Genomic DNA, 22,656 nt, shown 5'->3' on the forward strand with positions numbered 1-22,656 from the left:
GCGGGGCGGGATGTGATTCACGTGAAACACCGACCCTTCGTCATCCTAGGGCGGAGCGACGCGAAGCGGAGTGGAGACCCTAGGATCCATGCCGTTGCGCTAGCCGAAGAATGCAGCGGTGCAGAATTGAGGCATCGTTACAACGACCGGCTTTTGCACATTCCTAGGTCTGCACCGTTGCGGCGCTCGCGTGTCACGGCATGGATCCTGCGCTGCGTCGCTCCGCTCCTTGCTTCGCCCTAGGATGACGAAGGCCAATGCTGTTTCACGTGAAACGAATCATCCACAATCCTTGACACCAACCGCTCGCGGGGACATGTGTCGGGCTCTGAATCTGGAACGAAAAATGATCGATCACTATGATGTGGTTGTGGTGGGCGGCGGCCATGCCGGGGTCGAGGCGGCCAGTGCTGCGGCGCGTGCCGGCGCCAGGACGGCGCTGGTCACGCTGCGCTTCGATACGATCGGGGTCATGTCCTGCAATCCGGCGATTGGTGGGCTCGGCAAGGGCCATCTGGTGCGCGAGATCGACGCCCTGGACGGGCTGATGGGCCGGGTGGCCGATGCCGCCGGCATCCAGTTCCGGCTGCTCAACCGGCGCAAAGGCCCCGCCGTGCGCGGACCGCGCACCCAGGCTGATCGTAAGCTCTACCGGCTGGCTATGCAGGAAGCGATTCGGCAGCAGAACGACCTCGATGTCGTCGTGGGTGAGGTTCTGGACTTCGAGATCGACGAGGGACGGGTCGCTGCCGTGCTGCTGGCTGACGGGCGGCGGTTGGCCTGCGGCGCCGTCGTGCTGACCACCGGGACCTTCCTGCGCGGCCTTATCCATATTGGCGAGAAGAAGATCGTCGCCGGTCGCATGAACGAGCAGGCGAGCCTTGGCTTGTCGGCAACGATGAGCCGCGCCGGCTTTGCGCTCGGACGGCTGAAGACCGGCACGCCGCCGCGGCTCGATGGCCGCACCATCGACTGGGCGTCGCTTGAAAGCCAGGCGGCGGATGAACATCCCTCGCCGTTCTCGCTGCTGACCGATACAATCCAGAATCCGCAGATCCATTGTGGCATTACCCGCACGACGCCGGCCACGCATGACCTCATCCGCGCCAATCTCGGCCGCTCGGCCATGTATTCCGGCTCGATCGAAGGCGTCGGCCCGCGCTATTGCCCGTCGATCGAAGACAAGATCGTCAAGTTCGGCGATCGCGAGGGTCACCAGATCTTCCTTGAGCCGGAAGGCCTCGACGACGACACCGTCTACCCCAATGGCATTTCGACGTCCCTGCCCGAGGATGTGCAGCTCGACATTCTGAAGACGATCCCGGGGCTGGAGCGGGCGACCATGCTGCAGCCGGGCTACGCCATCGAGTATGACCATGTTGACCCGCGCGAGCTCGAGCCGACGCTGGAAACCAAGCGGATCGCCGGTCTGTTCCTGGCCGGGCAGATCAACGGCACCACCGGTTATGAAGAAGCCGGCGCGCAAGGCCTGCTCGCCGGACTGAACGCCGCGCGCAAGGCGTCGGCGGATGATCAAATCGTGCTCAGCCGCACCGAAGCCTATATCGGCGTGATGGTCGACGATTTGACCAGCCGCGGCATTGCCGAGCCCTACCGCATGTTCACCTCGCGAGCGGAGTTCCGGCTCTCGCTCAGGGCCGACAATGCCGATGAGCGGCTGACGCCGCTGGCGACGCGGCTGGGAATTGCCTCAACGCAGCGGACGCAGCGGTTCAACCAGATCACTGTTGACCTTGAGAAGGCGCGCGAACTGGCGGTTGCTACGACGATGACGCCCAATGGAGCGGCGCGGCACGGACTGGAGGTCAACAGAGACGGTGTGCGCCGCTCCGCTTATGAATTGCTGGCCTATCCCGGCGTCGATATTGCCTGGCTCGCCCGCGTCGAACCGGCATTTGGCGCGATCGACGCCAAGACTGCCGAGCGGCTCGAAACGGAAGCGAAATATTCGGTTTACCTGGATCGCCAGCAGGCTGATGTCGCGCAGATCCGGCACGAAGAAAGCCGGCTGATCCCTACCTCTGTCGATTTTGCAGATGTTCCAGGACTTTCTAATGAGCTGAAGCAGAAGATGCGGACGCGGCAGCCGCGCTCGATTGCTGATGCGCAGCGTATGGAAGGCATGACGCCGGCGGCGCTGGCAATTATTGTCGCGCATGTCCGCAATGCCGAATCGGCTGCGCAAAGGGCCGTCGCGTGAGCGCTGCCTCATGGACGAGCCTGCAAGAGGCTGCGGGACCGGTTTCACGTGAAACATTCGAGCGCCTGGTGGCGTTCCAACAGCTGTTTCTAAAATGGAACCGCAGCATCAACCTTGCCGCACCTTCGACGCTCGACGATGTCTGGGGTCGCCATATCCTGGACAGCGCGCAACTGGCGCGAATCGCACCTGAGGCAAAACGCTGGGCCGATCTCGGTTCGGGCGGCGGTTTTCCGGGCCTGGTGCTGGCTTTCCTGTTGGTCGAGCGGGATGGGGCTTCGATCGATCTGGTCGAGAGCAACCGCAAGAAAGCATCGTTCCTGCAGGCGGTGATCGGCCAGTTCGGTTTGCCGGCTCGGGTCGTCGCCCGGCGCATCGACGACAGCTATGCTCTTGTTTCCACGCCGGAAATTGTCACAGCGCGGGCGCTTGCTGCTCTACCCGCGTTGCTTGATCTGTCGGCGCCATGGCTGACCAAGGGGGCGCGGGCGCTGTTCCACAAAGGCCGGGATTACCGCGCCGAAGTGGAAGAAAGCACTCACCGCTGGGCCTTCGATCTGGTAGAACATCCGAGCATGACCGACGCCCATGGCGTCATCCTCGAAGTGACCGATCTGCGGGCTGCGTAGGCTTCCCTTCGCAACCGTTTTGTCGACCCTTTTGGTGACCCCGCGAAATGAATATTTGGCATAGACCCATGAAAACTGGCCCCCGCATCATTACCGTCGCCAACCAGAAGGGCGGCGTCGGCAAGACCACCACCGCCATCAATCTGGCCACGGCGCTGGCCGCCATCGGCGAAAAGGTGCTGATTGTCGATCTCGACCCGCAAGGCAATGCCTCGACCGGTCTCGGCATCGACCGCAAGGACCGCACGGTGTCGTCCTATGACGTGCTGACCGGCGAGCTTGACCTAGAAGCCGCAGCAATCCCGACGGCGGTGCCCGGCCTGTCGATCGTGCCGTCGACGCTCGACCTGCTCGGCATCGAGATGGAAATCGCCTCGGCGCCCGACCGGGTGCTCAAACTGCGCAATGCCCTGCGTGCCGCGTCCGAGCGCGGTGCGCCCTTCGGCTATGTGCTGATCGACTGCCCGCCGTCGCTCAACCTTTTGACTTTGAATTCAATGGCGGCAGCCGATTCTGTTCTTGTGCCGCTGCAATGCGAATTCTTCGCGCTGGAGGGCCTCAGCCAACTGCTCGAAACGGTCGAGCAGGTGCGCCGCACGATCAATCCGGATCTGATCATCCAGGGCATCGTGCTGACCATGTATGACGGCCGCAACAACCTCGCCAACCAGGTGGTGCAGGATGTCCGGGCGCATATGGGCGACAAGGTTTACGAGACCATCATTCCGCGCAATGTGCGTGTGTCCGAGGCGCCGTCCTACGGCAAGCCGGCGATTCTCTATGATTTGAAGTGCTCGGGCAGCCAGGCCTATCTGCAGCTGGCCTCCGAAGTGATCCGCCGCGAGCGTAAATTGCGCGCCGCTTGATTAGGATCGGCTCATAAACCAAGCCGATTCGATACCGAAACGATTTGAAGATCTGGAATAGAGATGAGTGAAGACCTTTCGAGAAAAAGACTGGGGCGGGGACTGGCGGCGCTGATCGGCGAGATCGATCGTCCGGCGGCAGCTGAGAAGCCGGCCGCGAACGCCGACGGCAAGGTGCCGATCGAGTTTCTGAGCCCGAATCCGAAAAACCCGCGCCGGCATTTTGGCGACGCCGACCTGACCGACCTGGCGCAATCGATCCGCGAGCATGGCGTGGTGCAGCCAGTGGTGGCGCGGCCGTCGCCGACGCAGGCCGGCCGCTATGAGATCATCGCCGGCGAACGGCGCTGGCGCGCCGCGCAACGTGCCGGGCTGACCGAGATCCCGATCATCGTTCGCGACGTCAACGACCGCACGGCGCTTGAACTGGCGATCATCGAGAACGTCCAGCGCACCGACCTCAACCCGGTCGAGGAGGCGCTCGGTTATCAGCAGCTGATCGACGACCACGGCTACACGCAAGCTGACCTGGGCAATGTCATCGGCAAGAGCCGCAGCCATGTCGCCAACACGCTGCGGCTTTTGAAGCTGCCCGATGTCATCAGAGACATGCTGGTCGACGGCGCGTTGTCGGCCGGCCATGCCCGCACGCTGGTGACGGCGCAGGATCCGGCCGGTCTGGCCAAGCAGATTGTCGAGGAAGGGCTGTCCGTGCGCCAGGCCGAGGCATTGGCGCAGATGCCGGCAGGTGGCACGCCGCCCAAGGCAAAACCGGCGCAAGGCGGGTCGGACAAAGATGCCGACACGCTGGCACTGGAAAAGCTGATGACCGACACGATCGGCATGATCGTGACCATCGAGCACAAGGGCAAGGGCGGCGCGATCCGCGTGAATTACCGCAGCCTGGAGCAGCTTGATGAGTTGTGCCGGCGGTTGAAGGACGAGCGGTAGGCGGTTGAGGCGCAAAGGCTATTTAGCCGGCAAATGAGGTTTTGGCTTAAGGTTAGGTTCTGGCACTGATGTATCGGTGATATTCACCAAAAAGAACGCCCGAGGCACGAAGGAACGCTAGCGTCCGTACCTGTGAGCCTATAGCGAGTCCGCCAAGGATTCATCCTGCGATGTGCTAAGAGGCCGGCGGGGCAGCGCCCCCCTCTGGCTTGCCAGCCATCTCCCCCACGAGGGGGGAGATCAGCCAATCGCCTTAGCGCTGCCCCAGCCTCGCGCTTTCCACTGCAATGCCAAGCAGCGCCTGGCGGGCCAGCGCTTCGGATAGGTCCGGCCTGCGCCGCGTCTGTAGCACGGCCGATTGCAGGCGATTGAGCGCGCGGCTGAGCGCGTCGACGTTCCAGCGCTCCAGCGCCTTTTCCACCAGCTTGCGCCTGGAGAAAAACACCGGCGGCCTGGCGCCGGCGACGGCCGAGGCGGCGTTGCGGCCGGCGGAGTCCATCTGGCCGCGCATGACCTGAAGCTGCTGGAACTGCCGCATCGCTGACGACAGCACCAGGAAAGGGTGGCCGCCGGCCTGGCAGTGGCGGGTGAAGGCGGTGTCGAAGTCACTGACTTTGCCTTCCAGCACCGCATCGACGGCATCGTCGAAGGAGGCGCCTGAGACGTCGCCGGACATTGCCCTGACGTCGTCAAGGCCGATCTCCCTCTGGCCGTGCGCATAAAGCACCAGTTTTTCGATCTCGCCGCGCGAGGCCAGCCGGTCGCCGCCGAGATTGCGGCGCAGCGCCTGGCGCGCATCGAGCGCCATCGACATGCCGGCCTTGCGCAATTCATCGTCGATGACGGTGTCGATGTCGCGGGCCTCGTCGGCATAGCAAGGCAGCGCCATGGCGGTGTCGGCCGCCTCGACAATGGCGCGCAGTCCGACGCCCTTCTTGAGATCGCCGGCCTCGATCAGAATGATGGCGTCGCGCGCGGGCTCTACCGTCAGCGCCTTGACATCCTCGGCCAGCGGCTTCTGGCCGCTGGCATTGCGCACCCACAAAAGCCGTCGGTCGGAAAACATCGGCACCGTGCGGGCCTCGTCGAGCAGCCGGCCCTGGTCGCGATCGACCTCCGCGCCGTCGAGCCGGACCACCGAAAAGGGGTCGTCGAGCGGCAGGCCGGTCTTTTCGGCAAAGGCTTTTGCGCGCTCGGCGACAAGGCCGCGGTCAGGGCCGTAAAGCAGGACGATCGAGAAGCGCGCGTCCGGCTTCGCCAGCCACGAATCGACCTCGTATCCTTTCTTCTGTGCCATGGGGCGTGGTTAGCATGGGGAGAGGGCGGAGTGAACGCTCTCCGGAGAAGTTCGCCGACCTTGGCGCCTTTCCTCTCCCTCCGGAGGGGGGAGACGTGGCGCTGCGAAGCAGCGACGGAGTGGGGGAACCACCTGGCAATCGCCGCGAATGGAGATAGGAAGGGCACTAGCTCAAGCATCACACCTTGCGGCCAAGCGTCGACCCCCAACTCCGTCGAGCTTCGCTCGACACCTCTCCCCCGATCGACGGGGGAGAGGAAGGGCGCGAATTCGCCGACCTCCCTGCGTCACGGAGGTGGCAAAGTTCGCTATCTGCCGGAAGTCTTGCAAAACTTTGCGCCTAATTGCGCGCAGTCTGAAAACATCGACAAGAAATTTCGCCGCCATATCTGCATCTTGTCGCCGCGTGCCGCGTCGGCCCTGAACAGGTCGGTGACCGGGAGGATGGGTGCGTGTTCTGGCCCCGCGAAATCGCACTGGTCTGGCGGCGCAGATGTGTTGATATACGCGACCGGGCAACATTGGAGGATGAAGGTCATGACCGATGCTGGGATGTTGCGGTTTCATGTGCCGGAGCCGGAGGTGCGGCCGGGCGGGACGCCTGACTTTTCCAACGTGCCCATCCCGAAGGCCGGTTCGGCGCCTCGCCCCGAGATCGATGTCGATCCGCGCACCATCCGCGACATGGCGTTCTCGATCATCCGGGTGCTGAACCGCGACGGTGAGGCGGTCGGGCCGTGGGCCGGGCTGCTCACGGATGAGGAGCTGCTCGAAGGCCTGCGCAATATGATGACGCTGCGCAGTTTCGACGCCCGCATGCAGATGGCGCAGCGCCAGGGCAAGACCTCGTTCTACATGCAGCATCTCGGCGAAGAGGCGGTGAGCTGTGCCTTCCGCAAGGCGCTGGCGCCGGGCGACATGAACTTCCCGACCTACCGGCAAGCCGGCCTGCTCATCGCCGACGGCTACCCGATGGTGACGATGATGAACCAGATCTATTCCAACGAGGCCGACCCGCTCAAAGGGCGGCAGCTGCCGATCATGTACTCGTCGAAGGAGCACGGCTTCTTCTCGATCTCCGGCAATCTGGCGACGCAGTACATCCAGGCGGTCGGCTGGGCGATGGCCTCGGCCATCAGTAACGACTCCAAGATTGCCGCAGCCTGGATCGGCGACGGCTCGACGGCGGAATCCGACTTCCATTCGGCGCTGGTGTTCGCCTCGACCTACAAGGCGCCGGTCATCCTCAATGTCGTCAACAACCAGTGGGCGATCTCGACGTTTCAGGGCATTGCGCGCGGCGGCTCCGGCACATTTGCCGCGCGCGGCCTCGGCTTCGGTATTCCTTCGCTGCGCGTCGACGGCAATGACTATCTTGCGGTCCATGCGGTGGCCAAATGGGCGGCCGAGCGGGCGCGGCAGAATCTCGGGCCGACGCTGGTCGAATATGTCACCTATCGCGCCGGCGCGCATTCGAGCTCGGACGACCCGTCCGCCTACCGGCCAAAGGCCGAATCCGACGCCTGGCCGCTTGGCGACCCGGTCATCCGGCTGAAGAACCATCTCATCCACAAGGGCGTCTGGTCGGAAGAGCGTCACACCCAGGCGGAAGCCGAGATCCTGGAAACGGTGATCGCGGCGCAGAAGGAGGCCGAAAGCCACGGCACGCTGCATGCCGGCGGCAAGCCGTCGACGCGCGACATGTTCGAGGGCCTCTATGCCGAGATGCCGCCGCATCTCAGGCGCCAGCGCCAGCAGGCGGGAGTCTGACCATGCCGAGACGAACCATGATCGAGGCGATCCGCGACGCCATGGATGTGTCGATGGCGCGCGACGAACGCGTCATCGTCTATGGCGAGGATGTCGGCTTTTTCGGCGGCGTTTTCCGCGTTACCCATGGCCTGCAGGCCAAATACGGGAAGAGCCGCTGCTTCGATGCGCCGATCAACGAATCCGGCATTGTTGGCTCGGCCATCGGCATGGCCGCCTACGGCCTGAAGCCCTGCGTGGAAATTCAGTTTGCCGACTATATGTATCCGGCCTACGACCAGCTGACGCAGGAAGCAGCCCGCCTGCGCTACCGCTCGAATGGCGATTTCACCTGCCCGATCGTGGTCCGCATGCCGACCGGCGGCGGCATCTTCGGCGGTCAGACGCACAGCCAGAGCCCGGAGGCGCTGTTCACCCATGTCTCCGGCCTGAAGACGGTGGTGCCGTCCAACCCGCATGACGCCAAGGGCCTGCTGATCGCGGCGATCGAGGATCCGGATCCGGTGATCTTCCTCGAGCCGAAGCGGCTCTATAACGGCCCGTTCGACGGCCATCACGACCGGCCGGTGACGCCGTGGTCGAAGCATGAACTGGGCGAGGTCGCCGACGGCCATTATACGGTGCCGCTCGGCAAGGCGGCAATCCGCCGGGCGGGCTCCGCCGTCACGGTGCTGGCCTATGGCACCATGGTCTATGTCGCGCAGGCGGCCGCGGAAGAAACCGGCATCGATGCCGAGATCATCGATCTCAGAACCCTGCTGCCGCTCGACCTCGACACCATCGTCGCCTCGGTGAAGAAGACCGGGCGCTGCGTGGTCGTGCACGAGGCGACGCTGACCTCCGGCTTCGGCGCCGAGCTTTCGGCGCTGGTGCAGGAGAATTGTTTCTATCACCTCGAAGCGCCGGTGGCCCGCGTCACCGGTTGGGACACGCCCTATCCACATGCGCAGGAATGGGAGTATTTCCCGGGCCCCGCCCGTGTCGGACGCGCACTCATCGAAACCATGGGAGCTTAAGATGGGCGAACACATCATCAAGCTGCCCGATGTCGGCGAAGGCGTCGCCGAGGCCGAACTGGTCGAATGGCACGTCAAGGTCGGCGATCTCGTGCGCGAGGACAGCGTGCTTGCCGCCGTGATGACCGACAAGGCGACGGTGGAGATTCCCTCGCCGGTCGACGGCGAGATCCTTTGGCTGGGCGCCGAGATCGGCGACACGGTAGCGATCGGCTCGCCGATCGTGCGGCTGAAAGTGGCGGGTGAGGGCAATGTGAAGGAAGGCGCCGTTGCGCCGGCGGCGAAGGCCGAGGCACCGGCACCGCCGGCTGAGCCAAAGCCCATGGCTGCTCCGGCAGCGAAGGCAAAGCCAGCCGAACCGGCCGTCAAAGCCTCGCCATCGCCGGCCGCCGCACCGAAAAGCGCAGAGCGCCTTTCCGGCGCGCCGCGCCCGGAGGGCGAAAAGCCCTTGGCATCGCCAGCCATCCGGCTCAGGGCCAAAGAGGCCGGCATCGATCTGCGCCAGGTGTCGGGTACCGGTCCCGCCGGCCGCATCAGCCACGAAGACCTTGAGGCCTTTCTGGCGCGCGGGCCTCAGTTTGCGAAATCGTCGGCCCTCGCCCGCAACGACAGCGTCGAGGACATCAAGGTCATTGGTCTGAGGCGCAAGATCGCCGAGAAAATGTCGCTGGCGAAGTCACGCATCCCGCACATCACCTATGTCGAGGAGATCGACGTCACCGCGCTCGAGGAACTGCGCGCCGCGCTCAACAAGGAGAAGCGCAAAGGGGTCGAGCGGCCGAAGCTGACGCTGCTGCCGTTCCTGATGCGGGCGATGGTCAAGGCGATCGCCGACCAGCCCAACATCAACGCGCTGTTCGACGACGAGGCCGGCATCGTCCACCAGCATGGCGGCGTCCATATCGGCATTGCCGCGCAGACGCCGTCGGGGCTGGTGGTGCCGGTGGTCAAGCATGCCGAGGCGCGCGATCTCTGGGATTGCGCAGCCGAACTCAACCGCCTGGCCGAGGCGGCGAAGTCGGGCACGGCCAGCCGCGACGAACTGTCGGGATCGACCATCACCATCACCTCGCTCGGCGCCATGGGCGGCGTGGCAACGACGCCGGTGATCAACCACCCGGAAGTGGCGATCGTCGGCGTCAACAAGATGATGGTGCGGCCGGTCTGGGACGGCACCCAGTTCATCCCGCGAAAAATGATGAACCTGTCGTCGAGCTTCGACCACCGGGTCGTCGATGGCTGGGATGCCGCGGTGTTTGTGCAGCGCATCAAGGCGCTGCTGGAGACGCCGGCGCTGATATTTGTGGATTGAGGGCGATGGCTCAAGGAGTTGAATCTTTGGCTGAGGGCAGGGCATCGCCAGGCGACGCTTGGCTGCAAGCCGCCACCGTCTGCGATTGGCCGGAGGCCTCCACGCGTTCGTCATCCTCGGGCTTGACCCGAGGATCCATGCCGTGCCCGACGCCGAAGGACACTGCGGAACAGAATTCTGCACGGTTGCGGCGCTCGGATGTCACGGCATGGATCCTGGGGTCTTCGCGACGTCGCTTCGCTCCTGCTTCGCCCCAGGATGACGAAGGCAGGGGCGTTTCGGCCAGTCCCACAGGTCGACGATTTGCAGGTGCCGTGCTGCAACCAATCAAGGTGCCATCATGAAAGAAATCTCCTGCATGCTGCTCGTCATCGGCGCCGGGCCTGGCGGCTATGTCTGCGCCATCCGCGCCGGACAGCTTGGTGTCGACACGGTGATCGTCGAGGTCGGCAAACCGGGCGGCACCTGCCTCAATGTCGGTTGCATCCCGTCCAAGGCGATGATCCATGCGGCGGAGGAATTCGAGAAGGTGTCGCATATGGCCGGCGGCACCAGTCCGCTCGGCATTTCGGCCGCGGCCCCGGTGGTCGATCTCGGCAAGACCGTCGCCTGGAAGGACGGCATTGTTAGCCGGCTGACCAGCGGCGTCGCCGGGCTGCTCAAGAAGGCCAAGGTCAAGACCGTCCATGGCTGGGCGACGCTTCGCGACGGCAAGACCGTCGCGGTCGAGACCGAGACCGGCACCCAGATCATCCGCGCCGAGACAGTTGTGATCGCCACCGGCTCGGCATCGGTCGAGCTGCCGTTCCTGCCGTTTGGCGGTCCAGTGATTTCATCGACCGAAGCGCTCGCTCTCAGCGAAGTGCCGAAGAAGCTCGCCGTTGTCGGCGGCGGCTATATCGGGCTGGAGCTCGGCATGGCCTTTGCCAAAATGGGCGCCGCGGTGACCGTGGTCGAAGCCCTGCCGCGCGTGCTGGCGCAGTATGATGTCGAGTTGACCCGGCCAGTGGTGAAGCGTCTCGGTCAGCTCGGCGTCGAAGTCATGCTGGGCGCCAAGGCCAAGGGGGTCAAGGGCGACGCGTTGCTGGTCGAGACCGCGGACGGCAAGAACGCCAAAATTGCCGCCGACAAGATCCTGGTCACCGTCGGCCGCAAGCCGGTGACCGAAGGCTGGGGCCTCGACCAGATCGACCTCGACATGGCGGGCAAATTCATCAAGATCGACGACCAGTGCCGCACCTCGATGCGCGGCATCTACGCTATCGGCGACGTCACCGGCGAGCCCATGCTGGCGCACCGGGCGATGGCGCAAGGCGAAATGGTGGCCGAGATCGTCGCCGGCCACAAGCGCAGCTGGGACAAGCGGTCGATCCCGGCCGTCTGCTTCACCGATCCGGAGCTGGTCACCGCCGGCTTGACACCGGACGAGGCGAAGGCGCTGGGCGAAATCAAGATCGGCCAGTTTCCCTTCTCAGCCAATGGCCGGGCGATGACCAAACTCGGCGAGGACGGGTTCGTGCGCGTCGTCGCCCGCGCGGACAATCATCTGGTGCTGGGCATCCAGGCGGTCGGGCAAGGCGTGTCGGAACTGGCGGCGGCGTTCGGGCTGGCGCTGGAGATGGGCGCGCGGCTGGAGGACATCGCCGGCACGATCCACGCACATCCGACGCAGGGCGAAGGGTTCCAGGAAGCCGCGCTGAAGGCGCTGGGGCATGCGCTGCATATTTAAGAGGTATCTCCCCCCTTGAGGGGGAGATGGCCGGCAGGCCAGAGGGGGTCGGTTCGACTGGATGCGACCCCCCTTGCGACAGACAAGGTTAGCGCTCTACGCGCGGCGACCCCCTCTGTCGCCTTCGGCGACATCTCCCCCTCAAGGGGGGAGATTATCCCGCTCAGATGTCGCAAATCGCTAGAATGTATTAAGTATCTGTCGATGGGGCTGAAGAAATACATCGCCATACGCTACAACATCGCCGCTCGCTTCAAGCCGAGCCGGTGGGATGGAAAAGGCCGCGCCAATCTCGACCCGGTGTGGTTGGTCGAGCGGCTGGCATTGTTCGACACCTATTGCGCGCCATCCCTTGAAGGCCAATTGCTCAAGGATTTTACCGTCCTGGTCGCGTTCGATGCCGATACGCACGAAAACTATGTTCGGACGGTGTGCAATTGTGTGGCCGGCGTCGACGTCAGGCCGATCCTTATCGAGGCCGGCCAGGATCACAATGATCGCTTCAATGCGTTCGTCCAGGCCGATACCGATGCCGAATATGTCTCGCTCACGCGGCTCGACAGCGACGACGCGCTGGCGCCGACCTTCATGGAGCGGGCCGACCACTATGCGCGCACGGAGATCGCCAAAGGTGCGGTGGACGCGCAACCTCTGTATATTGCCTTTCCGCACGGCCACAATTTCCACGTGGCCACCAATTGGTATACGGACCACGACTACGTCACCTCGGCTTTCGGCACGCTGGTCGAAAAGCGATCGCCGGCGATGTGCGGCATCTACGGCGCGCACCATGCGAAGATGGCGACGATCCACAACACCGTCGTGGCGGCTTCGAAGGGCGCGCAATGGTGCATCATCATCCATGACAACAACGCCGCCAATGTGTTGAAGGGCAAGCCGGTCGCGGAACCGTCTTTCACCGTCGGCCGGCCGGGCGCCGAAACAAAGGCACCAGTGCGAAGGGAAAGCGCCTCACGACAGGCGGCGCAGGCCAGCATGGCGCCGCGAACCGCGGACAATTTCATCCGGTTTCTGCTCGGGCGACCGATGCTGCTGCGGAAGTAGGGGAGGCAAGGCTGAAGGCGTTGGGAGGTGCCCTTGGAGCGTGATCTCCCCCCTTGAGGGGGAGATGGCCGGCAGGCCAGAGGGGGTCGGTTCGACCGGATGCGACCCCCCTGCGACAGATGGAGGTTAGCGCTCTACGCGAGGCGACCCCCTCTGTCGCCTTCGGCGACATCTCCCCCTCAAGGGGGGAGATTAGAAGCTCAGCTCGCGAGCCGGCTTACCATCTCGTGCTGGGCATAGGCGCGGCCGAAGCGGTTGGCCAGGAAGGCGTCGAGCGCGATGTCTTCCTGCTTGACGAAACCGGTCGCCGGCAGGCTGCCGTCGGCCAGCATGTCGAGCACGGCGCAGATGCCGGACGCGGTGGTGATCTGGATGGCGCTGCGCACCTGATCACCGATGCGCTGCGAATAGATCTTGTTGGCGTAGGTTTCCTGCAGCAGGCGGCCGTTGCGGCGGCCCGACACGGTGACGAAGACGATGACCACGTCCTGCAGCGTTGCCGGCAAAGCGCTCTCGAAAATGTCCTTCAGCACGTCGCGGCGGTGGCGCAGGCCAAGGTCGTTGAGCAGCGCCTTCATGATTGCGGCGTGACCGGGGTAGCGGATGGTGCGGTAGTTCAGCGTGCGCACCTTGCCCTTCAGCGTCTCGGCCAAAGTGCCGAGCCCGCCGGACGTGTTGAAGGCCTCGTAGGTGACGCCGTCGAGCGAGAACTCCTCGCGCTCCTCCAGCGGCGGAACTTCGATCAGCTCGCCCTCGACGATCGCTTCGCAGGGCTCGCAATATTCGTTGATGACGCCGTCGGTGCTCCAGGTCAGATTGTAGTTCAGCGCATTCGATGGGTATTGCGGCAGCGCACCGACACGCATGCGCACGCTTTCAAGCGTATCGAAGCGGCTGGCTAGATCGTTGGCGACGATCGAGATGAAGCCCGGTGCCAGGCCGCATTGCGGAATGAAGGCGCTCTTGCCCGACTTGGCCAGTTCCTTGACGCGGCGGGTCGAGACGACATCCTCGGTCAAATCGAGATAGTGCACGCCTGTGGCGGCGGCCGCCTCGGCGATGCGGGTGGTCAGATGGAAGGGCGCTGCACTCAGCACGGCGAAGGCGCCGGCAAGGGCTGCTTCAAGCGCGCCGGGCGCGGTGATGTCGAGCTCCGATGCGTCGACGCCGACGGGGAGTTCGGCCGCGGCAAGCTGTGTGGCCGCGCGGTCGACGACGGTGACATGGTAGTCGCCGGTGTCGGCGAGCATGCCTGCAATGGTGGAGCCGATCTTGCCGGCGCCGACGACGATGATTTTCTTCATGATTCGATCCCTCACAAAAGCCTTTTGCCCGAACCGCTGCGCGGTGGGCGACATGGCCTTGAGAATCGCACCTTGCCTGGCGAAAGGAAGCGTGGAATTGTTCGAAACGAACCCTCTCTTTGGATGATAAGACGACGAGGATCGTCGAAATGCTGAGCGACGCCGAACAAAAGCTGCTTTCGCTGCTGCGCGCCAACGCCCGCGCGTCGACCGCCGAACTGGCACGCCAGCTCGGCGTGTCGCGCACAACCGTGCAGAGCCGGATCGAGCGGCTGGAGCAGCGCGGCATCATCACCGGCTATGGCGTGCGGCTTGCGCCGGACTATGAACAGGGGCTGGTGCGCGCGCATGTGCTGCTCACCGTCACGCCCAAGTTGGCCGACAAGGTGGTGCGCGCTTTGCAAGCCTTGCCGCCGGTGAGGACGTTGCACTCGGTCAGCGGCAATTTCGACATGATCGTCATCGTCGACGCGCCGTCGATCAGGGATCTCGACGCGCTGCTGGATGAGATCGGCGCGATGGACGGGGTCGAGCGGACGTCGTCGTCGATTATCTTGTCGACGCGGATCGATCGGTGAGATCGGGCCAAGGCCATTTGGAGATGCTGGCGGGACAGCGCCCCCACTGCCTTGCCAGGCATCTCCCCCACGAGGGGGGAGATTGGCAGCTTCGGCGCCTCGCTCATCCCCGCGACGTTGAAGATTGGCGAAAGCCGGCGTGACATCTGATCTCCCCCCAAGTGGGGGAGATGGCTGGCAGGCCAGAGGGGGGCGCGAAGGATCGCGACGCCTATGGATTGGCGGTCCTAAGCCCTGCGCCTTTCCGGACCGCTGTCCAGCCACGCCACATCCTCCGCCGACAGCTTGATATCCAGCGCCTTCAGACTGTCCTCCAGCTCGTCCAGAGTGCGCGGGCCGATCAGCGGGACGGAGGGAAAGGGCTGCGCCAGCACATAGGCCAGCGCGACATGGATCGGGCTTTTGCCCAGCCGCCCGGCCAGTTCGATGGCACGGTCGCGACGCCCAAAATTTTTCTCGGAATACCAGACCCGCACCAGCTCCTCATTGTCCTTTCTGTCGCGGCCGGCGCGGTCGGTGAAGAAGCCGCGGCCTTGGCTCGACCAGGCGAAGTTCGGCATCTGCCTGGCGGTCAGCCACGCCTTCCAGTCGTCGGTGGACGAGGTGATGCAGCCTGCCCAGATAGGCTCCAGCATCTCGGCCAGCGAGAAATTGTTGGAGAGGGCGCCGGGCTTCTGCTTGCCGTTCTTTTCGGCATAGGCAATCGCCTCGTCCATGCGCGCCATGGTCCAGTTGGAGCCGCCGAACGGACCGCGGATGCGGCCGGCTTTCGCCTCGGCGTCCATGGCGTCGACGAATTCGCCGACCGGCACATCGGGATTGTCGCGGTGCATGAAATAGATGTCGACATGGTCGGTCTGCAGGCGGTCCAGCGACTGGGCGAGCTGCTTGCCGATGACATCGGGATAGCAGAGCGGTGAGTGCGCGCCCTTGGCGATGATCACCGACTGCTCGCGCACGCCGCGATTTTTCAGCCACTGGCCGAGCAGCGTCTCGGTGTAGCCGGCGCCGTAGACATAGCCGGTGTCGAACAGATTGCCGCCGACCTCGAAAAAGGCATCGAGCAGGATCGAGCCCGACGAGAAGGTGCGGAAATCCTCGAAGCCGAGCGCCACCACGGAGGCCGGTTTCGACAGGCCTGGTATCTTGCGCTTGCCGATGGCGGTGCCGCCGGTGCGCAGCGGCCGGCCGGAGATGGTGTTAATGCGCTTAGCCGGCTTTTCGATCTCGTATTCGAGGCCGACGGCAGCGCGCCATCTGTCGAGCACGCGCAGCGTGCCGAGACTATCGGCCCAGGACATGCCCGGCCAGGCGAATTCCTGGCCCCCGGCCAGGATCGCCTCGCCGGCGGCGTCGACCTCGAAGGAATAGAGATGGCGGGTCTCGTTGACACTGATGGTTTCGCGCGTCCCGTCCGAACGGATCACGTCGATCTTGCCGAGGCCGACATCGCGGTTGCCGCCGGCGAACCAGAAATCCGGCACTTCGATACGACCCTTGGTGCCGAGGATGCGCAGCACATTGTCCTGGTTGAGCGAGATGCTGCAGGAAACTTCGGCGACGATGCCGCCGGCAAAATGCAGCAGCGCCGAGGCCCATTCGTCGACGCCGGATTGGCCGAGATGAGCGGTACCGACGACCTTGTCGGGTTCGGCGAAGGGTTTTCCGGTTGCGGCACCTGCAAGCAGCCGCGCCATGGAGACGGGATAGCCACCGACATCGAGAATGCCGCCGCCGGCGAGATCATTGGCGTAGAGCCGATGCTGCGGCATGAAGCCCGGCATGGCGAAACCGAAGCTCGACTTGATCATCCTGACTTCGCCGATGATGCCGGACTGGATCAACTCGACCAGCTTCTTAGTCTGCGGGTGCAGCCGGTACATGAAGGCTTCGCCGAGGAAGGTGCCGGCCTTGCGCGCGGCATGGATCATGGCGTCGGCCTCGAAAGCGGTCAGCGCCAGCGGCTTTTCGCACAGCACATGCTTGCCGGCTTCCGCCGCCTTGATCGCCCATTCGGCGTGGCCAGGGTGTGGGATGGCGATATAGACGGCGTCGACTTCCGGATCGGCGAGCAGCGCGTCATAGCCGTCGAGGATGCGGGCGCCGGGAAACGTCTCGGCGAGGCCTTGCTTGCCGGGGTTGCGGGCGCCAAGTGCTGCCAGCGTGCCGGTGCGCGATCCGGCCACGCCGCCGGCGAAGGCCTTGGCAATGTCGCCCGGCCCGAGGATCCCCCAGCGAATGGGCGCGGTTGAAGTCATGGTCATTCTCCTTGGGAGGCTGGAAGGTCAGCGCAGCCGCTGGCCGTTTTCGTCGAACAGATAGGATTTGCGGATGGAGACGGTGATCTCGGAAGTGTCGGGAACTTTGGCCGCGTCGCGCTGGATCACCAGGTCCTCGCCATGGGCGGTCCTGGCATAGATGAAGCTGGTGCCGCCGAGATGCTCAACCACGTCGATTCCGACGGTCAGGTCGGCATCGCCTTCGCCGGCATTGCCGAAATGTTCGGGCCGCACGCCGACAATCACCTTGGCTCGGGTTTCCGGAATGGCACCGGTCAGCGGTTGCGTGATGCGGGCCTTTTCCTCACCCACCAGCTCGACGGTCACGCTTCTCGTGCTGCGCCCGACGACGCGACCCTTGATGAAGTTCATCTTCGGCGAGCCGACAAAGCCGGCGACGAACTGGTTGTCTGGATTGTCGTAGAGATCGAGCGGCCGGCCGATCTGCTCGACATGGCCGCCGCGCAGCACCACGATCCGGTCGGCCAGCGTCATAGCCTCGGTCTGGTCGTGGGTGACATAGATCATCGTCGTGCCAAGCTCCTTGTGCAGGCGCGAGATCTCGACCCGCATCTGTACCCTGAGCTCGGCGTCGAGATTGCTCAGCGGCTCGTCGAACAGGAACACTTGTGGCTCGCGCACGATGGCGCGGCCGATGGCGACACGCTGGCGCTGGCCGCCGGAGAGTTGCTTGGGCCGCCGTGCCATCAGTTCGCTGATCCGCAGGATTTCGGAGGCCCGCTTCACCCGCCGATCGGTGTCCTCCTTCGGATTGCCGGTCATTCTCAGGCCAAAGCTCAGATTCTGCCCCACCGTCATGTGCGGGTAGAGCGCGTAGGACTGGAACACCATGGCGATGCCCCGGTCGGCCGGCTCGACATCGTTCATCACCTTGCCGCCAATGGCGATCTGGCCGCCGCTGATGTCCTCCAGCCCGGCGATCATCCGCAGCAGCGTCGATTTCCCGCAGCCGGACGGGCCGACGAAGACGACGAACTCGCCGTCGGCGATATCGATGTTGGCGCCGTGGATGATCTCATAGACGCCGAAGCGCTTGATGACATTGGTGAGGGTGACTGCCGCCATGCTCTCCCCTATTTAACCGCGCCGGCGGCGATGCCGGCAATGAAATGCCGCTGCAGGAGCACGAAGACGACCAGCATCGGCACGGTCAGCATGACGGCGCCGGCCATCAGGCCACCCCACGACACTTTCGTCAGGCCGATCAGCGTGCCGAGCGCCACCGGCGCCGTCATCGCGCCGGGCTGGCTGTTGATCAAAAGCGGCCAGAGATAATTGTTCCACGAGGCGAGGAACAGGATGATGGAGAGTGCCGCCAGCATCGGCCGCGCCAGAGGCAGCGCGACGAACAGGAAGATGCGCCATTCCTTGACGCCCTCTACTCTGGCCGCGTCGAACAGATCGTGCGGCATCATCGAGAAAGCCTGGCGCATGAACAGGACGCCGAGTGAATTGAACAAAGGCGGCACGATCAGCGCCACCCAGGTGTTGGCGAGCTGGAAGTCACGCGCCACCATGATGAATTGCGGGATCAGCACCACCGCGTAGGGCAGCGTGATGGTGCCGAGGATGATGGCGACGACAAAACCTTTGCCGACGAAATTGTAGCGCGCCAGCGCCCAGCCGGCCATCGAGGTCAGCAGGACCGACAGCACGGTGTAGGTGACCGCCACCGAGACCGAAATGCCGATGGCGCCGACAAAGTCGGTGTCGCGCTGCAGATTGTGGAAGTTTGCGAGGAAATTGTCGTGCGGCAGAAGTTCGATGCCGGGGCTGAAGATGCCGTTGTCGGGCATGGTCGAGAAGACGATCATCGTCCACAGCGGAAACAGCCAGATCACCGCCAGCGGCGTCAGGACCAGATGCAGCAGCAGGCTGCGGCCGAGCCGGCGTTGCGAGAGCGAACTCATTTCGGCTCTCTCGTCAGCCACAGTTGCACCAGCGTGATGGCAATGGCCAAGCCGGCCATGGTGTAGGCGACGGCCGAGGCATAGCCGAAATTGAGCGAGCGGAATCCCTGGCGGTAGAGCAAAAGGCCTAGCGTCTCGGTGCCGCCGCCCGGGCCGCCGCGCTCGGTGATCAGGAATGGCTCGGTGAAGAGCTGCATGGTGCCGATGATCGACAGCACTGCGCAAAAGACGATGACCGGCTTGAGCAACGGCAGCGTGATGTAGAAGAACTGCCTGACCTTGCTGACGCGGTCGAGCGTCGCCGCCTCATAGACATCCTCGGGGATCGATTGCAGCCCGGCGAGCAGGATGATGGCGTTGTAGCCGGCCCAGCGCCAGGTCACCGCGATCATGATCAGCGCCATGGCCGGGGTGACGTTGGAGAACCAGTCGATCTTGGCCAGGCCGACGCTGTTAAGCAGCTTGTTGATGATGCCGAAATCGAGATTGAACATCAGCCGGAACACCGCGGAGTAGGCGACCTCGCCGACCACGACCGGAGCGAAGAAGGCGAAGCGGTAAAGGCCGCGCGCCTTCAGCAGCGGCGAGTTCAGCAGCACCGCCATGACGATGGCCAGCGAGATCATCACCGGCACCTGGATGACGAGGATGAGCAGCGTGTTCTTCAGCGCATTGAAGAAGGCGGGGTCGCCGATCAGCCGTCCCCAGTTGAATGTGGGGGCAAAACGCCACGGCACGGTGCGCGTCGCCTGGAACGAGATCATGAACGAGGAGATGATCGGCCACACCCAGAAGATGGCGAAGATCAGCAGGTAGGGCGTGAGGAAGCGATACGCGGTGGCGTTCTGTGTGCGCATGGTTCCTCCTCCTTCCTTTGTTTGTCCCCTCCCCTTGTGGGGTGAGAAGCGGTTCGCGTTAGCGAACGAAAAGCCAATTGCTTGGCTTTTCGAGTTTCGAACGCCCTGAGCCTGCGAAGGGCCGGGCGTGGTGGCCGATCCACCCTGCCGGGTCCCCGCTGCTTCGCAGCGTCCCGGCGTTCGCCGGCCTTTCATCGTGCCACTGGCACGATGAATTCGCCTTCGGCGAACCAGCCGCTCACCCCACAAGGGGAGAAGGTAAAGCGCGCGCTTGCTACTTGATCGGCAATCCGGTCGCCGAGGCGATCTGGCTCGCGGCGTCGTCCAGCGCTGCCTTGGCGTCGGGATAACCACCGCCGAGATATTTGGTCTGCACGGCCCGCATGATGATTTCGGCGTCGCTCTGGAACGGCGTGCCGCGGCTCGGCACCACTTTGGGCAGCGTGGCCAGGATGTCCTTCCACACCGCCTGGCCGCCCCAATAGGGCAGGCCTTCAGAGACATAGGGGTCGTCGAGCGCCGAGATCAGCGACGGCACCAGGCCGAACTCCTTCAGCATGGTGATCTGGCCCTCATTCGTCTCGAGCGTGTATTTCAGATAGGCGTAGGCCGCTTCCTTGTTCTTCGAGGCCGAGGTGATGGCCAGCGACGAGCCGCCGAGATTGGCGGCGCGCGGACCGTCGGCGGTCAGGCTCGGCATCGGATAGACGCCCCATTTCCCGTTCTCGCCGGCCGACTCGGTGCGGATGGTGCCCTCATACCAGCCGCCATAGACCTGGGTGGCGACGGTGCCGGCGGTGTTGTTGGTGATCTTGGTGCCCCAGTCGGCCGACGACATGATGCCGGCGTCCTTCATGTCCTTGATCTTGGCCAGCGTATCGACGCATTTCGGCTGGTTGACGGTGATCGACTGCCCGTCCTCGGCGAAATAACCGCAGCCCTGCTCGTTGGCGATCATGCGGAAGAATTCGGTGTCGCCGTTGAAATCGGCATTGGTCATGGTGACGCCGGGATTGGCGGCCTGGATCTTCTTGCCGGCGGCGATGAAATCGTCCCAGGTCTTGATCGAGGCCGGATCGACGCCCGCCTTCTCGTAGAAATCACGACGGTAGAAGGCGGCGACCGGGCCGGAATCCCACGGCATGGCATAGGCCTTGTCGCCCACTTCCAGTTCGGTGCGCTTGAAATCGGGGAATTTCTTCTGGTCGTCCGCGCTGTAGCCCAGCGTGTGCAGGTCGACGAAACAGTCGGGGAACTGGCTCCAGTAATTCTCGGCCTCACCGTTCTCGACGGAGACGATATCCGGCAGCCCGACGCCGCCGGCGGCACAGCCGGCAATCGACTTGTCATAGGTCGGCTGGTTGCCGAGGTCCTGAACGGTGACCTTGACGTCGGGATATTGCTTGTTGAAACCGGCTATTGTTGCCTTCAGCGACGAAGCGGCGATGTTCCAGCTCCAGATCGTGATTTCGCCGGACTGCGCAAAGGCCGGGCCTGAGCCCAGGGCAAGCGCCAGCGCGGCACAGGTGAGTGTCGTGCGCATTGAAATCCTCCCATTTCATTTGCTCTCTCTTCGCGAGCATGGCTAAACTAAGCAGCGCGGAAGGCTTGTCCCCGACAACGGGAATAAAGAATGGGCGGAAAGTAAGATGCCGGAACGGCCGTTTTACCAGCCTGGCGCCAGCAGCGTCGAAGGCCTGCCGATGGCCTTGCAGATGTTCCACAATCACCCGCTGGTGATGCTGAAGCCGCACTGGCATGCCCAGGTCGAGGTCAATTTCATCGTCCGCGGCAGCGTTCACTACCGCATGGCTGAACACGAGATCGCGCTCTCGGCCGGCGAGATGTGCCTGTTCTGGGGTGGCCTGCCGCACCAGATGGACGATCTCTCCGACGACGCCATCTATGCCGGCGCGCATCTGCCGCTGGTGCATTTCTTCCGCCTGCACCTGCCGACCGACATCCGCCACCGGCTGATGACGGGCGCCACGCTGGTGACATCGGCCACCGACCCGGCGGACCATCACAATTTCGAACGTTGGAACCGCTATTTCCGCTCCGGCGATCCAGCGATAACCGAGCACGCGGTGAATGAGCTCTTGCTGCGGCTGGAGCGGGTGCGGTTCGAGCCCTACCGGCTGGTGCCGGAAACCGCCAGCCAGGAAACGGGCGGCCCCTTCGACCAGCAGTCGCTGCGCAATGTCGGGCGCATGTGCGATTTCATCGCCGAGAATTTCCTCTACGACGTAGACTGCGTCGATATCGCGGCGGCGGCCGACATCCATCCGAAATACGCCATGAGCATCTTCAAGAAGTCGACCGGCATGACGCTCAACGAATATATGAACCTCTTGCGGCTGAGCTACGCACAGGCGCTCCTGATGCATGAAGACGCCAATGTGCTGCGCGTCGCCATGGATTCAGGCTTCGGCTCGCTCAGCGCCTTCAACAAATCGTTTCGCAAGCTGGCCGGCATGTCGCCGTCGGATTTTCGCCGCGGCACGGTGGGCCGATAGGTTTCTCGGATATTTCGTTCGAAGGCCGCCGCGATCATCAACCTGGAGAAAGTTGTCAGCGGCGGCGTATTTGAGGACCGGCGTCCCCCACTCCATCGCCGCTTCGCGGCGCCACCTCTCCCCCCTCCGGAGGAGCCAGCCCGCATAAGCTCGCGCCCTTCCTCTCCCCGTCGATGGGGGGTCCGAAGGACGGGCGAGACCCGTGGCTCGCCCCGGTTGTGTGCGTCAAGTTCTGCAAAAAGGGGCGGCCATGTCGCTGTCATGCGGCTTGGCGCAGAGCGAGCTTCTTGTGCTCGCGCAGGTCGTCCATGTTGATGTAGCGGTTGGCCTCCATC

General features: G+C 64.0%; 18 protein-coding genes. 11 read left to right on the plus strand and 7 right to left on the minus strand.

The features are described 5' to 3' along the window. The first annotated feature begins 346 nt into the window (after positions 1-346). The 4 genes from mnmG to FJV77_RS14755 all read left to right on the plus strand — a co-directional run bounded on the left by mnmG (position 347) and on the right by FJV77_RS14755 (position 4,667). Entirely contained in the window at positions 347-2,221 is a 1,875-nt protein-coding gene (gene mnmG / locus FJV77_RS14740) for a tRNA uridine-5-carboxymethylaminomethyl(34) synthesis enzyme MnmG (RefSeq protein ID WP_142867515.1), read from the plus strand. Continuing rightward, positions 2,218-2,850, plus strand: a complete 633-nt coding sequence (gene rsmG, locus FJV77_RS14745; RefSeq protein ID WP_142867516.1) for a 16S rRNA (guanine(527)-N(7))-methyltransferase RsmG — start codon at positions 2,218-2,220, stop codon at positions 2,848-2,850. Before mnmG ends, rsmG begins: the two co-directional genes overlap by 4 nt. A gap of 68 nt (positions 2,851-2,918) precedes the next feature. Next, entirely contained in the window at positions 2,919-3,716 is a 798-nt protein-coding gene (locus FJV77_RS14750) for a ParA family protein (RefSeq protein ID WP_112560215.1), read from the plus strand. Between the two features lie 63 nt (positions 3,717-3,779). Next, entirely contained in the window at positions 3,780-4,667 is an 888-nt protein-coding gene (locus FJV77_RS14755) for a ParB/RepB/Spo0J family partition protein (protein WP_142867517.1), read from the plus strand. Between the two features lie 253 nt (positions 4,668-4,920). On the opposite strand, the gene holA is transcribed toward FJV77_RS14755, so the two are convergent. Continuing rightward, on the minus strand, positions 4,921-5,964 hold the full coding sequence (gene holA / locus FJV77_RS14760; protein ID WP_142867518.1) for a DNA polymerase III subunit delta: 1,044 nt from the start codon (positions 5,962-5,964) through the stop codon (positions 4,921-4,923). Between the two features lie 537 nt (positions 5,965-6,501). On the opposite strand from holA, the gene FJV77_RS14765 reads away from it, so the two are divergent. The 5 genes from FJV77_RS14765 to FJV77_RS14785 all read left to right on the plus strand — a co-directional run bounded on the left by FJV77_RS14765 (position 6,502) and on the right by FJV77_RS14785 (position 12,856). After that, positions 6,502-7,734 (plus strand): 3-methyl-2-oxobutanoate dehydrogenase (2-methylpropanoyl-transferring) subunit alpha, encoded by a 1,233-nt coding sequence (locus tag FJV77_RS14765; protein WP_142867519.1) that lies wholly within the window; start codon positions 6,502-6,504, stop codon positions 7,732-7,734. A 2-nt stretch (positions 7,735-7,736) separates the two neighbouring features. Beyond that, the gene (locus FJV77_RS14770; protein WP_142867520.1) at positions 7,737-8,750 is read left to right on the plus strand and encodes an alpha-ketoacid dehydrogenase subunit beta; all 1,014 of its coding nucleotides are present in this window, start codon (positions 7,737-7,739) and stop codon (positions 8,748-8,750) included. A gap of 1 nt (position 8,751) precedes the next feature. Then, the gene (locus tag FJV77_RS14775) at positions 8,752-10,062 is read left to right on the plus strand and encodes a dihydrolipoamide acetyltransferase family protein (protein WP_142867521.1); all 1,311 of its coding nucleotides are present in this window, start codon (positions 8,752-8,754) and stop codon (positions 10,060-10,062) included. A 340-nt stretch (positions 10,063-10,402) separates the two neighbouring features. Then, positions 10,403-11,791 carry a dihydrolipoyl dehydrogenase gene (lpdA, locus tag FJV77_RS14780; RefSeq protein ID WP_142867522.1) on the plus strand — a complete coding sequence of 463 codons (1,389 nt, stop codon included), beginning with the start codon at positions 10,403-10,405 and terminating at the stop codon, positions 11,789-11,791. 204 nt (positions 11,792-11,995) lie between these two features. Then, entirely contained in the window at positions 11,996-12,856 is an 861-nt protein-coding gene (locus FJV77_RS14785; protein ID WP_142867523.1) for a glycosyltransferase, read from the plus strand. 200 nt (positions 12,857-13,056) lie between these two features. On the opposite strand, the gene FJV77_RS14790 is transcribed toward FJV77_RS14785, so the two are convergent. After that, the gene (locus tag FJV77_RS14790) at positions 13,057-14,160 is read right to left on the minus strand and encodes a saccharopine dehydrogenase family protein (RefSeq protein ID WP_142867524.1); all 1,104 of its coding nucleotides are present in this window, start codon (positions 14,158-14,160) and stop codon (positions 13,057-13,059) included. A 149-nt stretch (positions 14,161-14,309) separates the two neighbouring features. On the opposite strand from FJV77_RS14790, the gene FJV77_RS14795 reads away from it, so the two are divergent. Further along, entirely contained in the window at positions 14,310-14,738 is a 429-nt protein-coding gene (locus FJV77_RS14795; protein ID WP_112560245.1) for an Lrp/AsnC family transcriptional regulator, read from the plus strand. Positions 14,739-14,965: 227 nt separating this feature from the next. Here the strand turns inward: FJV77_RS14795 and FJV77_RS14805 are convergent, their stop codons facing one another. The 5 genes from FJV77_RS14805 to FJV77_RS14825 form a co-directional block, all read right to left on the minus strand. Further along, positions 14,966-16,996: an aldo/keto reductase gene (locus FJV77_RS14805; protein WP_142867525.1), complete on the minus strand. Its 2,031-nt coding sequence runs from the start codon at positions 16,994-16,996 to the stop codon at positions 14,966-14,968. A 27-nt stretch (positions 16,997-17,023) separates the two neighbouring features. Then, positions 17,024-18,103 carry a sn-glycerol-3-phosphate ABC transporter ATP-binding protein UgpC gene (ugpC, locus tag FJV77_RS14810; protein ID WP_142867526.1) on the minus strand — a complete coding sequence of 360 codons (1,080 nt, stop codon included), beginning with the start codon at positions 18,101-18,103 and terminating at the stop codon, positions 17,024-17,026. Positions 18,104-18,111: 8 nt separating this feature from the next. Beyond that, complete coding sequence (locus FJV77_RS14815; RefSeq protein ID WP_142867527.1) at positions 18,112-18,948, minus strand: carbohydrate ABC transporter permease; 837 nt, start codon at positions 18,946-18,948, stop codon at positions 18,112-18,114. After that, positions 18,945-19,805, minus strand: a complete 861-nt coding sequence (locus FJV77_RS14820) for a sugar ABC transporter permease (protein WP_142867528.1) — start codon at positions 19,803-19,805, stop codon at positions 18,945-18,947. Before FJV77_RS14820 ends, FJV77_RS14815 begins: the two co-directional genes overlap by 4 nt. A 274-nt stretch (positions 19,806-20,079) precedes the next feature. Beyond that, positions 20,080-21,348 carry an ABC transporter substrate-binding protein gene (locus FJV77_RS14825; RefSeq protein WP_142867529.1) on the minus strand — a complete coding sequence of 423 codons (1,269 nt, stop codon included), beginning with the start codon at positions 21,346-21,348 and terminating at the stop codon, positions 20,080-20,082. 106 nt (positions 21,349-21,454) lie between these two features. Between FJV77_RS14825 and FJV77_RS14830 the strand changes: the two genes are divergently transcribed. Further along, a complete protein-coding gene (locus tag FJV77_RS14830; RefSeq protein WP_142867530.1) occupies positions 21,455-22,321 on the plus strand; it encodes a helix-turn-helix domain-containing protein in 867 nt (288 codons plus the stop codon). The last annotated feature ends 335 nt before the right edge of the window (positions 22,322-22,656 follow it).

The organism is Mesorhizobium sp. WSM4306 (assembly GCF_007003975.1).
Lineage (GTDB): Bacteria > Pseudomonadota > Alphaproteobacteria > Rhizobiales > Rhizobiaceae > Mesorhizobium.

Coding starts and splice junctions, on each gene's coding strand:
- FJV77_RS14785 (WP_142867523.1), top strand. CDS start 11,996: ATGGGGCTGAAGAAATACATCGCCATACGCTACAACATCGCCGCTCGC.
- holA (WP_142867518.1), bottom strand. CDS start 5,964: ATGGCACAGAAGAAAGGATACGAGGTCGATTCGTGGCTGGCGAAGCCG.
- FJV77_RS14790 (WP_142867524.1), bottom strand. CDS start 14,160: ATGAAGAAAATCATCGTCGTCGGCGCCGGCAAGATCGGCTCCACCATT.
- FJV77_RS14755 (WP_142867517.1), top strand. CDS start 3,780: ATGAGTGAAGACCTTTCGAGAAAAAGACTGGGGCGGGGACTGGCGGCG.
- FJV77_RS14830 (WP_142867530.1), top strand. CDS start 21,455: ATGCCGGAACGGCCGTTTTACCAGCCTGGCGCCAGCAGCGTCGAAGGC.
- FJV77_RS14750 (WP_112560215.1), top strand. CDS start 2,919: ATGAAAACTGGCCCCCGCATCATTACCGTCGCCAACCAGAAGGGCGGC.
- lpdA (WP_142867522.1), top strand. CDS start 10,403: ATGAAAGAAATCTCCTGCATGCTGCTCGTCATCGGCGCCGGGCCTGGC.
- FJV77_RS14825 (WP_142867529.1), bottom strand. CDS start 21,348: ATGCGCACGACACTCACCTGTGCCGCGCTGGCGCTTGCCCTGGGCTCA.
- ugpC (WP_142867526.1), bottom strand. CDS start 18,103: ATGGCGGCAGTCACCCTCACCAATGTCATCAAGCGCTTCGGCGTCTAT.
- FJV77_RS14775 (WP_142867521.1), top strand. CDS start 8,752: ATGGGCGAACACATCATCAAGCTGCCCGATGTCGGCGAAGGCGTCGCC.
- FJV77_RS14820 (WP_142867528.1), bottom strand. CDS start 19,805: ATGCGCACACAGAACGCCACCGCGTATCGCTTCCTCACGCCCTACCTG.
- FJV77_RS14815 (WP_142867527.1), bottom strand. CDS start 18,948: ATGAGTTCGCTCTCGCAACGCCGGCTCGGCCGCAGCCTGCTGCTGCAT.
- mnmG (WP_142867515.1), top strand. CDS start 347: ATGATCGATCACTATGATGTGGTTGTGGTGGGCGGCGGCCATGCCGGG.
- FJV77_RS14765 (WP_142867519.1), top strand. CDS start 6,502: ATGACCGATGCTGGGATGTTGCGGTTTCATGTGCCGGAGCCGGAGGTG.
- FJV77_RS14795 (WP_112560245.1), top strand. CDS start 14,310: ATGCTGAGCGACGCCGAACAAAAGCTGCTTTCGCTGCTGCGCGCCAAC.
- FJV77_RS14770 (WP_142867520.1), top strand. CDS start 7,737: ATGCCGAGACGAACCATGATCGAGGCGATCCGCGACGCCATGGATGTG.
- FJV77_RS14805 (WP_142867525.1), bottom strand. CDS start 16,996: ATGACTTCAACCGCGCCCATTCGCTGGGGGATCCTCGGGCCGGGCGAC.